Annotated in this window: 11 protein-coding genes and 1 tRNA gene; 2 read left to right on the top strand and 10 right to left on the bottom strand. The window is 59.6% G+C overall.

The genetic code is table 11. The annotated features are described in order from the left end of the window. Window positions 1-10 precede the first annotated feature (10 nt). The 9 genes from BDD14_RS04010 to BDD14_RS03970 form a co-directional block, all read right to left on the bottom strand. Window positions 11-448 (bottom strand): cupin domain-containing protein, encoded by a 438-nt coding sequence (locus BDD14_RS04010; RefSeq protein WP_130417664.1) that lies wholly within the window; start codon window positions 446-448, stop codon window positions 11-13. Between the two features lie 89 nt (window positions 449-537). Beyond that, on the bottom strand, window positions 538-3,006 hold the full coding sequence (locus BDD14_RS04005; protein ID WP_130417663.1) for an ATP-dependent Clp protease ATP-binding subunit: 2,469 nt from the start codon (window positions 3,004-3,006) through the stop codon (window positions 538-540). Between the two features lie 308 nt (window positions 3,007-3,314). Continuing rightward, window positions 3,315-4,085, bottom strand: coding sequence for an ABC transporter ATP-binding protein (locus BDD14_RS04000; protein ID WP_479724007.1), 771 nt, complete (start codon window positions 4,083-4,085; stop codon window positions 3,315-3,317). Further along, the gene (locus BDD14_RS03995; protein WP_130417662.1) at window positions 4,082-4,537 is read right to left on the bottom strand and encodes a carboxymuconolactone decarboxylase family protein; all 456 of its coding nucleotides are present in this window, start codon (window positions 4,535-4,537) and stop codon (window positions 4,082-4,084) included. The genes BDD14_RS04000 and BDD14_RS03995 overlap by 4 nt, the downstream gene beginning before the upstream one ends. Further along, complete coding sequence (locus BDD14_RS03990; RefSeq protein WP_130417661.1) at window positions 4,530-5,858, bottom strand: ABC transporter permease; 1,329 nt, start codon at window positions 5,856-5,858, stop codon at window positions 4,530-4,532. The genes BDD14_RS03995 and BDD14_RS03990 overlap by 8 nt, the downstream gene beginning before the upstream one ends. A 255-nt stretch (window positions 5,859-6,113) precedes the next feature. Then, the gene (locus BDD14_RS03985) at window positions 6,114-6,788 is read right to left on the bottom strand and encodes a trimeric intracellular cation channel family protein (RefSeq protein ID WP_242617723.1); all 675 of its coding nucleotides are present in this window, start codon (window positions 6,786-6,788) and stop codon (window positions 6,114-6,116) included. Then, window positions 6,785-9,007, bottom strand: a complete 2,223-nt coding sequence (locus BDD14_RS03980) for an SMP-30/gluconolactonase/LRE family protein (protein WP_242617722.1) — start codon at window positions 9,005-9,007, stop codon at window positions 6,785-6,787. Before BDD14_RS03980 ends, BDD14_RS03985 begins: the two co-directional genes overlap by 4 nt. 87 nt (window positions 9,008-9,094) lie before the next feature. Next, complete coding sequence (locus BDD14_RS03975) at window positions 9,095-10,102, bottom strand: NAD(P)-dependent alcohol dehydrogenase (RefSeq protein ID WP_130417660.1); 1,008 nt, start codon at window positions 10,100-10,102, stop codon at window positions 9,095-9,097. Between the two features lie 136 nt (window positions 10,103-10,238). Continuing rightward, window positions 10,239-12,176, bottom strand: coding sequence for a SpoIVB peptidase S55 domain-containing protein (locus BDD14_RS03970; protein WP_242617721.1), 1,938 nt, complete (start codon window positions 12,174-12,176; stop codon window positions 10,239-10,241). A 120-nt stretch (window positions 12,177-12,296) separates the two neighbouring features. On the opposite strand from BDD14_RS03970, the gene BDD14_RS03965 reads away from it, so the two are divergent. Then, window positions 12,297-13,475, top strand: coding sequence for a VWA domain-containing protein (locus BDD14_RS03965; RefSeq protein WP_242617720.1), 1,179 nt, complete (start codon window positions 12,297-12,299; stop codon window positions 13,473-13,475). Between the two features lie 462 nt (window positions 13,476-13,937). On the opposite strand, the gene BDD14_RS03960 is transcribed toward BDD14_RS03965, so the two are convergent. Continuing rightward, entirely contained in the window at window positions 13,938-14,432 is a 495-nt protein-coding gene (locus BDD14_RS03960) for a DinB family protein (protein WP_130417659.1), read from the bottom strand. 124 nt (window positions 14,433-14,556) lie between these two features. Between BDD14_RS03960 and BDD14_RS03955 the strand changes: the two genes are divergently transcribed. Then, window positions 14,557-14,630: transfer RNA gene (locus BDD14_RS03955), tRNA-Gln, on the top strand. Window positions 14,631-14,634 lie beyond the last annotated feature (4 nt).

The following is a 14,634-nucleotide window of genomic DNA, read 5'->3' as shown; positions in this document are numbered from 1 at the left end:
GCTGCGCGACCTACTCCGCGGGACCCACCGTAACCACGAAGTAGGTCGCTGGCGTGTCTCCCACGTTTTGGATGTAGTGCTTGTCCCCCGCCACGCAAAGTCCCATCTCTCCCGCATTGAGTCGCTGGGCCTTCCCATTGACCGTCAGCTCCACCGTACCTTCGCGAACCAGCCATATCTCGCTATGCAGATGGCTCTCGATGGGCTCATGCGGTGCTCCCACCTCCTGGGTCGTTTCATGGATCTCCAGGCGGATATCCCCCGCCTTCAGCATCCCCATCGCATAACGTCGGGAAGCCCGCTTCGGAATGGCTCCATGCGAGACCGGTCCGGGCTTGAAGACTCCTGATTCCAGCATGGGAAGCGTTGCGCCTTCGGCTTTTCCTGGCAATGCGGCAACCCCGGCAAGCAATGCCGGAAGCAAGGTGGTGAACTCACGACGATCCATTAGACCTCTCTTCGATTCAGTTTCAGGACGGCGATTAAACAATACGCCCCGGCCATGAGGCCGGGGCGTATTTGTTTTCTGGATACGATCTAAACGGCCGACAGAGCGAAACCTCCAACCTTCTCTTCGCCATCGTTCGCGATCGGTCGATAGAAGAGCTGGTTGTTCTCCATGTAGACCTCGAGGAACGCCGGTCTCTGCGCGATTCCGCCCGCAATCAGCGCCTCCGATAGCGGATCCTCGACGTACTTCTGCAGGGCCCTGCGCAGCGGCCGAGCACCGTACGTCCTGTCCGATGCCGTCTTCTCGATGATCCACTTTTTGGCTTCGTCGGTCACCGAGATCGTAATCGCCTTGTGCACGAGGTTCACATTCAACTGCTGCACCAGGAGTTCGAGGATCTGCATCAGGTCCTGATCATTCAGCGAGGTGAAGATGATGATCTCGTCCAGACGGTTCAGGAACTCTGGATTGAAGGTGCGCTTGACCTCGCCCTTTACCAACTCCTCCATCTTGTCGAGCACCATGTCTTCCTTCTCGCTCTGGAAGCCCAGCCCCTGCCTCTTCTGCAGGTGCTTCGCTCCAATGTTCGAAGTCATGATGATGATGCAGTTCTTGTAATCGACCGTGTTGCCAAGGCCATCTGTCAGCTGTCCGTCTTCAAACACCTGCAGCAGCAGGTTGAAGACATCCGGGTGCGCCTTCTCGATCTCGTCCAGCAGCACCACGCAGTACGGATTGCGCTTCACGCGCTCCGTCAGCTGTCCGCCCTCTTCGTATCCCACGTATCCCGGAGGCGAACCGATCAGCTTGCTCACGGAATGCTTCTCCATGAACTCCGACATATCGAACCGGATCAGCGCCTTCTCCGAGCCAAACAGGAACTGCGCCAGCGTGCGCGCCATCTCCGTCTTGCCCACGCCCGTCGGTCCAAGGAACAGGAAGCTTCCAATCGGACGCGCAGGATTCTTCAAGCCCGCACGCGACCTGCGAATTGCCCTCGCCAGCGCCGAGATCGCCTTCTCCTGCGAGATCACGCGCTTGTGAAGCTCTTCTTCGACGCGAAGCAGACGCTGCGTCTCCTCTTCCTTCAGCGACGTCACCGGAACGCCCGTCCATCGACTAACGACATCCTCGATGTCCTCGCGCGTCACAATGCCCGCCGAAGAATCGTCCAGGTGATACTTGTCCCGCAGCGCCCGCAGGTTCTCACGCTCCTTGCGCTCCTCGTCCGAGTAGAACCGTGCCTTCTCGAACTCATGATTCGCAATCGCGTTCTCCATGCGGTGCACGATGAATTTGATCCGCTTCTGGACCTCGGTCAGCTCTTCGGGAAGGGAAGTCTGACGCAGTTTGACCCGCGCTCCTGCTTCGTCGATCAGATCGATCGCCTTATCCGGAAGGAACCGGTCAGGAATGTACCGGCTCGAGTGCGACACCGAGAACGTAATCGCATCGTCCGTGTAGCTGACAGCATGAAACTTCTCATACTTGTCCTTGATCCCCATGATGATCTTCACCGCGTCCTCTTCGTTCGGAGGCGGGACCTTCACGGCCTGGAATCGGCGCTCCAGCGAACGATCCTTCTCGATCGACTTCCGATACTCGCCCGGAGTCGTCGCACCGATGCACTGGATCTCGCCGCGGCTCAGCGCCGGCTTGAGGATGTTCGCTGCATCCAGCGATCCCTCTGCCGATCCTGCTCCCACCAGCGTGTGCAGCTCGTCGATGAACACGATGGAGTTCTGATTCTCCATCAGCTCCTTCATGATCGTCTTCAGTCGCTCTTCGAACTGTCCGCGATACTTCGTGCCCGCAACGATCAGTGAGAGGTCGAGCGCCAGCACGCGCTTATCCGCCAGGAAGCTCGGAACCTCGCCGTCTGCGATCTTCTGCGCCAGCCCTTCGACGATGGCCGTCTTGCCTACGCCAGGCTCCCCGATCAGCACCGGATTGTTCTTCGTCCTGCGGCACAGAATCTGAATGACACGGTCCACTTCAGAGTCGCGTCCGACCAGAGGATCGAGCTGCTGATCCATGGCCGACTGTGTAAGATCACGCGAGAACTCCGCCAGCATGCTCTGCTCGCCTCGCTGGCTCTTGCTCGACTGCGACGACGGGGTCTTCTCCTGCGTCGTCCGCTGCAACTCCTCGCGGATCGCCGGCAGCCGCAGGCCGCGCTCGGTCAGAATCTCCGCAGCAAAGCACTTCTCCTCGCGCAGTAATCCCAGCAAGAGATGCTCGGTTCCAATATGCTTGTGCGAGAGCCGTTCGGCCTCCTCCGCCGCGTATGCCAGAACCCGCTTGCACTCGTTCGAAAGCGGCAGGTCCACCGAGGTCGAAACCTTCTCTCGAATCGTCGTATGTTGCTCAATCTGCTTGCGAATCGATTCCACCGACGCATGCGACCGCAAGAAGCGGTTCGTCAGCGCCTTATCTTCTCGCAACAGACCCAGCAACAGGTGTTCCGTTTCAATATAAGGTGACCCGAATTGACTTGCCTCGTAGCGAGCAAAGAAGATTACCCGCCGCGCCTTTTCCGTGTAGCGTTCGAACATGTTCTCCCCTTCGAACCCGGCCCCCCACCTCCGGCCCTGGGAGCCGTCGATGGCGCCATTACCACTACCATTCCCTGCGTCAACCTGCCCGCCAAGAGAACACATTGGGTGCTACCGCTCTAAGCGGCGCATCCATCCACTTGTACTAGTGTAGTCTCCGCGTCAACTTCCGTTCCATCTCGCAAAAGTTACTGTTTACACTACATCAATATCTATTCGACGCAATATGTGAAAAAGGGGTTCATAACTGCCGAGGTACGGCGTAAGTCCTTTTGGTGCGGTATCCGTCAAGAGGTTCATACCCCGCTCTAAAGCCGTTGCGTCTCCTCGAGCCGCCCACCCTTCAAACGCAGCATCCTGTCGCATCTCCCCGCAAAATCAAGATTATGCGTCACGAGAACGCTGGTCAGACCATGAGCCCGGTGCAGCCCCTGAATCAAATCGAATACCGCTGCGCCCGTTTTGGTGTCCAGGTCGCCGGTAGGCTCGTCCGCCAGCAGAATCTTGGGCTCCGTCACCAGCGCGCGCGCCAGCGACACCCTCTGCTGCTCCCCACCACTCAGCTCGCCCGACCGGTGATGTCCCCGTGCCCCAAGTCCTACCTCGCCCAACCAATACGCCGCCCGATCGCAGGCCGTCGCCCTTACCATCCCTCGCGCCAGCAATGGCATAGCCACATTCTCCAGGGCTGTGAACTCCGGCAGCAGGTAGTGGAACTGCCATACATAACCTACATCGCAATTCCGAAACTCTGCCGCCTGCTTCGGTGTAAAACGGCTTAATCTTGCCTCCGCACAAAACACCTCCCCCGCCGTCGGCTTATCCAGCGCGGCCAGCAGATGCAGCAGCGTGCTCTTGCCCGCGCCGCTCTCCCCCACAATTGCCACCATCTCGCCGGCGTAAACCGTCAGGTCCAGACCGCGAAACAACTCCACCTCTCCCTGCGCTGCTCCCGACACCATCGGATACACCTTCGTCAGGCCTTCCGCCCGCAGCACAACCCTCGGCCCGACCGAGGCCACCGGCAAAGGCTGCAGGTTGCCGTGAGCTCCGCTGTCCTCCATTCTTCCTTCGCTCAACTCCTCACCTCGCGTCCAGAATGGGCTCCCAGGGCAATCGCCAGGCGGTTCCATGCATTGATCGTCGAAATCGTCAGCGTCAGGTCCACTGTCTCCACCTCGCTGAATACGGCCCGCACCTCTTCATAGACCACGTCCGGTGCGTGCCCATCCTGAATATTGGTTACAACTTCGGTCCATGAGAGCGCCGCCCGCTCCCGTTTCGTGTACGCCTGCGAACTCCGCCACTCCGCAACAGCAATCCGCTCAGAAGTCTCGTTCATCTTCTGCAACTGAGCCGTGTGCACCTCAATGCAGTATTTGCACCCATTCAGCAGCGAAGCCCGCAGCCGCACCAACTCCAGCAACGTGTGATCGAGTCCCGAATCAACATTGAGATAGTGTTCCAGCTCCCGCAGCTTCGACACACCTTCAGGCGCGATCTTCCAATACTTAATCCGCACATCACTCATACCGCAGGGCCTCCGCCGGCAACACCTTTGCTGCGCTTCCACTTGGATACAACGTTGCGAGTAAGCTCACCCCCAGCGATACCGCTCCCACGATCACCCCATCCCATACCCGTGGCGCAAATGGCAGGTGGTCGATCGAATACACCGCTGCATCGAGAGGAAATCGGTAGTGGCCGCCCAACCAACTCAACCCATATCCCAGGATCAGGCCGAGCACAGTGCCAATCACACTGATCAGCAGTCCCTGCAGCAGGAAGATTCTCCGCACCTGCATCTCCGTCACCCCGAAGCTCATCAGCACGGCGATATCGCGCGTCTTCTCCATCACCATCATGGTCAAAGCGATCAGAATATTCAGCGCAGCGACGCACACAATCAGCGCCAGTACGATAAACGTCACCATCTGTTCCAGTTTCAGCGCGCGGAACAGCTCCCGGTTCTGCTCCATCCAGTTCGTCGTCTGGAATCCCTTGCCTGCCTCCTGCTCAATCACCCTTGCAATCCTGTCGGCGCTGTACAGGTCATCCACCTTGAAGCTGATTACCGAAATCAGGTCTGGCTCTGAAAACAGGCGCTGCGTGTCTTTGAGCCGCATGAAGGCGTAGCTCGAATCGTATTGGTAAAAGCCGGAGCTGAAGATTCCCACTACCTGGCAGCGTTGATACTTCGGCACCAGACCCAGTGGCGTCAATTCGCCCTGCGGACTCGTCACCAGGACTGTATCTCCCACCTTCGCCCCGATCGTCTCCGCGAGGTCCTTCCCAATCACAATCGGAGGCACTGCTTGTGCCGCCACCGGGCGTTCCGGTGTGTCAGCTCCACCAGGAATTGGGTGCTCCCTCTTCGCGCCGACTCTCTCGTCACTAAGGTGGGTTGCCGCCGCAGAAGCATCCTGTGGCTCCAGCGCCGCCGCCGACCCTTCCGTCACCTTCTGCAACAGGTCTCCCACCGTCCGCTCGTCCGCCGGAATCACACCTTTGATCAACCCACCGCCACTTCGCGCCCCTCGCGAGATCAACACCTGCCCATACAGTCCCGGAGCGGCAGCCGTCACGTGCGGTATCTTCCTCAGCCGATCCAACAGCGGACGCCACTCGCGGATTCCATCAGCGGCCACTCTCATCAGATCGACGTGCGCGGTCGATCCCAGGAGCCTGTCCTGCATATCGCGGCGCATTCCATTCGTGATCGCAAGCGCGATAATCAGCGACGCCACACCAGCCGCAACTCCGATCACTGAGATCGCCGTGATTACCCCCACCACAGCCTGTCGCCGCTTCGCCCGCAGGTACCGCGCCGCAATAAACAGTTCAAATCGCATCGAACCCAGCTTACTAGGTCACACCCGTGTATGAGTTTTGCCACGAATCTTCAGAAGAAAGAGTGCACCGCTCTCATCGAATCTCCCTGTCAGAACAGTGTCATCCTGAGCGTAGCGAAGTCGAAGGATCTGCGTCTGTCGAAGCGCGGGAACTTCCCCTCACCATTGGATGCCCCCTCTTCGCGACGGCCTTGTCATCGCCAAGTGGGTATTCGAGTGAAGCTAGAACATTACCGCCCGGAAGCCCACCCGGATCTAGTGCACCATCACCTTTGGCAGATTCCAGTGCATCCATACCGCCATCATCCGCAGCACAAAACAGACCACCGCTCCTGACGTCATCACCATCCAGCGGGGCACCCTCAGTCGCAGTCCAATCACCACCACCAAAGCACCGGCCAGCGCCGCAGCCGCATAGACATCGCTCTGGAGCACTCCCGGCACCCGGTTCAGCAGAATATCCCGGATCGTGCCTCCACCCACTCCTGTCACCGCTCCCATCAAAACCGACAACAGAGGATTGATCCCGAACTCCATCGCCTTACCCGCGCCTGCGATCGCGCACAACGCCAGGCCGGCCGCATCCAGCGTGATCACCAGTTGCAAGGGCACCTGCTGAAAGAGTTGGTAAAAGAAAAACACCGCCCCGCCACCCAGAAACGCTGTCGCCGGGTATCTCCAGTCACGCACGCTGTTCGGCGGAATCGCCCCGATCATCAGATCGCGGATCATACCTCCTCCCAGCGCTGTCGCAAACGAGATCACCAGCACGCCGAGAATATCGAGGTTCGACCGGATCGCTGCCAGCGCACCCTCGACGGCAAACACGCAGACCCCCATCAGATCCACAACCAGCAGCAGAAAGTCAGGGCGATACAGGTTGAGCCTGCCGACGCCGCGTTGCGTCCGTTCGGCAATCCCTTCTGTCACCGGACCACCGCCTTCACCGCGGCCATGTTTTCGTAACGGTCATAGATCCGCACTGCAATCACATGTTCCTTCGCATCGGCTACTGGAGTTGTTGTTTTGGGGATCTCCGCTGTGAAGTCATAACGTTCTGCCATGGAATCCGAGACCTGCCCTACAGGCTCCAGGTACTGCCATGGGCCCGCGTCGAGCGAGTACTCCGCATGCGCGATCGGCGAGGTCGCGTCGTGCGCCTCAAGAACCGCATGAATCCTCGGCGCCGTACCTACCGCCGCGGGGACAAGAGTCGCAGTCAGCGCGCCAGGCACCGGAGGCGTCGTATCCACCACGAAGACCTGGCTCACCCGCTCGCCGGTTAAGGCTTCAGAATCCTCATGCACCGGGGCATCGCTTCCCACGACCTTCAACTCATAGCTGCCATCCGGCAGCAGGGAAGAGTCGAAGCTGAAAAAACGGTCGCTGATCTTATCCTTCAGCAGGCGCCAGTTCTGCTCGCCCACCCCGCGATACCAGACCGCAAACACCAGGTCATCGCCATTGTCGTCGTGGGCCAGCCAACGCGCCGTTACCGAGCCCTTATCCTTCTGTGCCGTCAACGGAGTCGTGTTTGCATCCGGCTGAAAGCTCACTCCGGGAGCGGCGCCCGGCGGTTGCGGAAACGCCACCTGCACCGTGGTGCTTGCCGGCGTACCTCCACCAGCCGCCATCCGGGCGCCCGGTTGAACCACGATCTCATCCAGTATCGGAGCGACGTTCCGCGTCAGGTAGTTCAATCCGACCGCATCAATCCCTGCCGGCGTGCCAGGGTGCAGAACCACCTTCCACTGCGCGAAGCGGCCCGGTGGAACCGTCCCTGCCCCATCCACACCCACTCGCACCCAATCGCTCCAGCCCATTAAGGGACTCTCGACATTGCCGCTGCGCAGCCACAGCTCATAGTTCTGTGCAGCGCCGTCGGCACGTCGCTCCACCCGTCCCCATTGCGAGTAACCCTGCGCATCGAAGACTTCGCTCGTGTACACCGACTCTTTCGCCGCCGCATCCCCCAGCTGGAACAGCTTGCCGCTGTTGCTGGTTGCCACCAGCAGGCCATCTCTCGCGGGTGCAAACGCCATGCCCTGCGCGGCTTCCAGGTGAGCCACATCGGTGAACCTTCCCGGCATCCCCACATCCACCCGATAGACGCGTCCACGGTTTCCCGTCGCCGCCCACAGCGTCCCGTTGCGGAAGGCGAGCGCGTACACCACATCGTCCTTCATGGCGAGAAGACGTGCCGGGGTTCCATCCTTTGCAATCCGATAGATCTCGCTTCCGTCCGGTACCAGCGAGTTCGCCCCCGCGGCCGTCGAAGATCCCGGCTGCGCAAATGTCACCGTGATTCCAACATTCCCCGTCACCGGCAGCGGAGGCAGTGGCATCGCCGCCCGCGCTCCCACGCCTGCCGCATAGACGTTCCCGGCCTCATCCATCGTCAGCGAAGTGATCTCTCTCCTCGGAGCCGCATACGCCGCAAACGGCTTTGCCCCCGCAGCCTTCGTATCGATCCGATAGATCACGCCCGCGCCATCCGAACCCGCCCAAAGAGTCCCATCCGGGGCCATCATCAGGCAGCGGATATGCTGATCCGCCGTCTCAAACAACACCTCCGCCTTGCCTCCGCCCGCAGGAACCCGATACACCACCGCAGGCGCTCCCGCTGCGATATAGACATCGCCATTTCTGCCTGTCGCAAGATCCCACAGATACTTCGGCTTCTCCTCTGTCGTCGCAGGATCGAAGATCACCGTTCCCGCGCCTCCACCGGCAGCAGTCCGATAGACCTTCCCATCCGGCGAGGTCGCCGCAAAAACCGACCCATCCGGGGCCACCGCCAGCGCCTGCACCGCCAGTTCCTTCGTCTCGAGCAGCTTCACCGTCTTGCCATCGGGAGCCACCCGCATCACCACGCCCGTGCCGGCCGCGGTTCCTCCCAGGCCCAGATATCTGTTTCCTCCGCGATCGCTCGCCAGAGACCACACATAGCTCTTGCCCGTGTCATACAGCATGGACTTCTCCGGGCCCGCCTCCAGCCGGCCATCGCTCCGGATAGCCACGCCATCCGTCGAGCCGCGCTCCATCGTGTCATAGCGATCTACCGTCCACAGCTTCGTGCCCTGCGCGCACATCGCACCCGCCAGCATCACCGGCGCCACACATCCAAGAACCAGATACCGTTGCATCATCGTGACCTGAGTCTAAAGCACCGGAACGCAAGAAGGGCGGAGACCCTGGTCTCCGCCCCGTTACAAAATTCAACCGTCATCCGCGCACTAGTTCGCCAGCACTACCCTGTACCGAACCTGATTCTTCTTCACCTTGGTAACGGCATCATTGGCCTTCGCCATCGCAAACGACTCGGTGATTGCCTTCACCCCATGCCGCGCCGCCACATCCAGCATCTCGTGAAGGTCCCTCGGGCTCCCCGAAGATGAGCCGCAGATCATTCGTTGGCCTCCAATCAGGGGAGGAGCCTGCAACTGAATCGCGGAAGGAGGAGCGCCCACCAGGCACAAGACACCATTCGGCCGCAGGGCATTCACATACGCCGACCAGTCCTGGTCGGCATGGATCGTCGACAGCAGCAGATCGAACGAGCCCGTAACCTTCTTCAGGGCACCCGTGTCGCGCGTATTCACAAACTCATGCGCACCCAGATCCTTCGCCTCGCTCTCCTTCTCCTTGGAGGTGGAAAATGCGGTCACTTCAGCGCCAAAGACCCGCGCAAACTGAATCCCCAGGTGTCCAAGTCCTCCGATCCCGATCACACCCACTCGCGAGGAAGGGCGTGCGCCAAGATTCCGTAAAGGCGTGTACACCGTAACTCCCGCGCATAAAAGCGGCGCCGCATTCTCGCTGTCGAGTCCCTCGGGAAGAGGGATCGCGAACCGGGAGTTAACACGCACTTTATCGGCGAATCCGCCATTACGGCCAACGCAAGTCGGCTGTGCCTGCGCGCAGAGGTGTTCGTCGCCCCTTCTGCACCACTCGCACATCCCACAGCTATCCGCCTGCCACCCCACGCCCACACGCTGTCCCGGCGAAAGATTACGGACGTGCGCACCGACTCCTACAACCGTGCCCACGATCTCGTGCCCCGGGATAAACGGATACTTGCTGATTCCCCAATCATTGTCGATCAGGTTGATATCGCTTCGACAGACTCCACAATGGGAGATCTTGATCTCAACCTCGTATGGCTTGATCTCACCCGGATCGAATTTATACGGCAGCAGTTGCGCACCGGCCGCGTGCACAGCCAAGCCATGGATCTCACTCATTTGAAGTAGGTGTCCTTTCGCGCTCGGCTCCCCCGGCGCTTGTGATTTTGATGCTACATCATCCCTTTGAGGGAAAGGCATCTACTCCTCCGACGGTACAATGACATCTAAATCAAGCTATATCCAAATTTAGCTTCTATCGAATCGTAAGATTCAGCACCTGCGATCCGCTCACCGCATAGTCTGTTTCCGCCGCCGCGGCTTCCACCACGCTCTCGCCGGTCAGGTTCAATCTCTGAGAATCCCTGAGGGGCCCAAGTACATTTGCCATCGACAAAGGAACTCCCGGAAGCGTCTCTCCATCCAGCACCGCCTGTGCCTCTCGGCTCAGCAGAGTAACATAAACGCGATCATTCCCATGCAGCCGGTTCATCTGATCCACCGCGTCCGCCAGGCCCTCCGCGCGGCGCGAAGGGCCGCTTGGCGACAGCAGTCTGTCTACGGTCGCGCCATCGCTTACCAGAACCCGCAGACGTCCCGAGGCCAGATTCGGAGGCAGCTTCACCTTCAGCCGCATGATTCTCGACTCTGCCTGGTACGGACGTAACGTGACCTCCGCGTCAACGGTATCGCCGGCACTTGCCTCAAGCACCCCCAGCCGCGCCGACTCCAGCGTCGCCGTCCGGCGCTCCGGAATCCCCGTCACCTTCAGCTTCAGATCGGTCACCACTGGCTGATCCTGGGGATTGCCATACACACGGCTGAAGCGGTCGTTTACGAACAGCGCTGCATTGATCGCCGCGGGGTTCAATTCATTCTGGGCAACGATCCCCGACATTCGCACCGGTGCAAGACCCTGTACGCCGATCTCCCCGCTCATCCTGTAGCTCATCTCCGCCGTGGCCGTGTTCGTGCTCTGCAGGCTCTGATACACCGACACCAGCATCGCGGAAGGAGTCAGCTGGCGATTGTCCAGCACCTCGAAATGAAACGTCTTGTGCTTTGCAGAGACCGTTGCGCCCGGCACCGGAGGCTGCACCACCTCTACGGTCACAGGAATCATCCTTGCCTTGGTTCCGAACCGCCCCATAATCGCCGAAGCACGGTCCTCCGTGAAGGCTCCCACCGTCTCCGTCGTGTTGACGATCTTGAATGCATTCAGCGGAGAGGGAAGCGTCGTCACCACCGCCGCCTTCGTCATCGGCATATCCACCGGGCCATACTGCGTGATCGGATGCCCGCAGGCCAGCAGTCGCGTCGCGTCCACGTACGTCACCGTGCAGGTTCCCGCAACCGAAAGATCGCCCCGCACCAGCACCGCGCTCACCGCCGAACCCGGCACCAGCGGCTCCGGTTGTACCGCGTCCGCATCCGCGCTGCCCAGGCCGGCTACAGGAGTCATTCCCATCGCCCGGAACCGATCCCCGAACCGGTCGACGGCCTCCTGGCTGAACCCGCTGAAGACCAGCGGAGTCTCCATCGCCTGCATCTCGACGCCAGAACCGGCATTCACTGCGGGAAGACCTGTCGCACTCGCCTCTTCGGCTCGCGTCCTTGTGCCTCGGGCCGCCGCCGGACGAACCTCGTCGTCCCGAACCTCCAGCATCTGTTCGATCGGCGTGATGCCAGCAATCGGCTCCTTGCTGAACTGCCCGATCCGGTAGCTCAGCGCGCCCACCAGTCTGCCGTCGATGTACACCGGGCTTCCGCTCATTCCCGCAACCACACCGGTAAACTCAGGCTTGGCTCCGTAAAGCCGCGCCAGGATCATATCCCGCCCAGGCCCAAGAGAATCCTTCAAAACACCCAGGATCTCGATCTGCATTGGCTCCGGATTCACGCCTTCGAAGACCGTGTAGGCCACGCCCTTCATGCCACGCTTCAACTGTGCCAGGGGAAAGATCTTTGCCTCGCCCGAGCCCCCCATCGCCGCTGCCGCTGTCGGTGGCAGGGCGGCCGCTCCCATGGCCGTCGCGCTCGCGGCCGAGCCAGTCGTCTGGGCTTCCGCCCCATGACCGCACGCCACCACGGCGCCCGATACCACCAGGCTCAGCAACAGCCCTCGCGTCTTTCGCTCGCTTATCACGTCTACAAGACTAGAGCGTACTCCGCCGCAATACCAGCGCAGAAACACGCTCTGAGCCGTTCTCCTTTGGGAGGCCTCGTCTAATGCTAACCATTGGACGTCTTAGGCGGTCAAAAGCTGTTGTCCAACAAGTAGCTCCATCGTCCAAGGGACGGAGTACATTGGCAGATGATGATCCCTTTCCAGCGAACTCGTCTTGCGACCCCTGTTCTTCTTGTCCTCTTCGGCCTCGGTTCCGTTCCTGCCACCGTGCTCGCGCAGACACCCCAGCAGCAGACGCCTCCGCCGGCCCCGCCGGCCGACGATTCCGCCGGTCCCCAGACCGACTCCGGCCCCATCGTCATCAAAAAGAAGAAGGAAGAAGAGGCGCCCCCGCCGGCCCCGGTCGCTCCTCCCGCACCCAAGGTAAAAAATCCCAATAACGAGGTCTATTCCCTCCGGGTCGACGTACCCATCGTCAACCTGGACGTCAACGTCATCCTCGACAAGACCCACCAGTTCGTCCCCGGCCTCAAAGCCCCCAACTTCCTCGTCCTCGAGGACGGCGTCCCTCAAACCATCAGCAGCGTCCGCATGGCCCAGACTCCCATTACTGCCGTCATGCTTCTCGAATTCGCGTCCAACAGCTACTACTTCATCCGCGACATGCAGAACGCCTCCTTCAGCTTCTTCAACACCCTCCGGCCGGAGGACTACGTCGCCGTCATCACCTACGACCTCCGCACCCACATCCTTACCGACTTCACCAACAACAAGCAGATCGTCGGAGGCGCCCTGTCCTCTCTCATCATTCCGGGCTTCTCCGATACCAACGTCTTCGACGCTCTTTACGAGACGCTGGACCGCGTCAGCCGCATCGAAGGGCGCAAGTACATCATCCTCATCGGAACCGGGCGCGACACCTTCTCGAAGCTCACACTCGACAAGATTCTTGCCAAGGTCAAAGCGACTCCCAACGTCACCATCTTCACCATCGGAACCGGAGCCCTGGTCCGCGAGTTGGCCGATGCGCGTGGAGGCATGGGATCCATCACACGCCTGGACTATCTTCAGGCAGACAACCAGATGAAGACCTTCGCTCGAATGACGGGCGGAATGAGCTTCAATCCCATGTTTCAGGGGGCTCTTCCCGACATCTTCTCGCAGATCAACGACTCCATCCGCAACCAGTACGTTCTTACCTACCGGCCTACCAACAGCAAGAACGATGGTTCCTACCGCCGCGTCGAGGTCAAGCTGGTCGACAACGAGGGCCATCCCCTGCAGATGCAGGATGAAAAACACAAACCCCTCAAGTACTCCGTTATCGCCCGCGACGGGTACCGCGCCAAGAACGAGGTCGAATAGGCTGTCAAGACCACTGCAATCATAAATTATTCAAAACAGGGAAGATAAAAGCCATAAAACCTGCCGGTTAGTTTCATCCGCTTCGCTATACTGAAATGAGAATTATCCGCTTCATACTGAGAATGAAAGACGAAAGCCCCGGCCATCTTCCGGGGCTTTCGTCTTTCCGAAAACAACCGCACTTCTAACCAACAAGAGGCAATCAACAAGCACATCATCCCGAGCAATCAGCAACAACCACATCATTCCGAGCGAACAACAACAAGTACGTAATTCCGAGCAAAGCGAGGAATCCCAGTATTTTGCATCTGCAGCCCAAAACCCAAACGAGAGGAAATTCTCCTAACCGCCACATTTCAGATATTTTAGAAATAAAGTATCTGAAATCAATATTTTAGAAGCATATACCCGTAGTAAGTCAAACCGAATCAATATTTTACGCAAAACAAGGCGGAGGGGCCCCTAGCGCGGTCGAGGCATCGTCAGGTCGAGATCCGTCCTGCATATCTGCTTGGTCAGCAGAATGATCTGCCCCACATGCTGCTGCACGTGACCCACAACCTGGTAGATCGCCTCGAGCTTCGTCACCTCGCGCCCCTGAGGAACCGTCTTCTCCACCAGCTTCTCCGGAGCAAGAGAGTCGATCACGCTCCGAGACTCGCGCACCGTCTCCTCGAAGAGCGCGATCAATTCAGCGACCGTCATGCCTCCATCGGCGCTGAACTCCTTGTCGCGCAGCCGGACATCGGCAGCGCCTCCGACGCCATGCATGATCCACTGCCGCATGTTGCCGCAGAGATGCAGGATCAGGTTGCCCACAGTGTTCTCATGCGCACCGTCTCGTTTCCAGACCTGATCGTCCGAGAGTCTGTTCAGGCAGCTTGTAAGGAAGCCAGTCATCTGTTCGAGCTTCGTACTCGAACAGCGCAGAAATAAAGCTCCGATCTCATTGTCCATGCAGGCATTGTAGATCGTGGAGGTTTGACCGATTCGCCCTCAAGCCGTACACTCAGAAGAGTCGGACGTCAGCATGAGTGAGCAGTGCAACGCACGCGAATCTCTGCGACTCCAACGAATCTGTTGCCTCCTCGTTCAATGGTAGGACAGTCGGCTCTGAACCGATCAATCGGGGTTCGAATCCCTGGGAGGCAACCACAGA

The sequence above is a fragment of the Edaphobacter modestus genome (assembly GCF_004217555.1).
In the GTDB taxonomy this organism is placed as follows: domain Bacteria; phylum Acidobacteriota; class Terriglobia; order Terriglobales; family Acidobacteriaceae; genus Edaphobacter; species Edaphobacter modestus.
The sequence above is the reverse complement of the archived record's forward strand: the minus strand, read 5'-3'. Positions and strand labels throughout refer to the sequence as shown.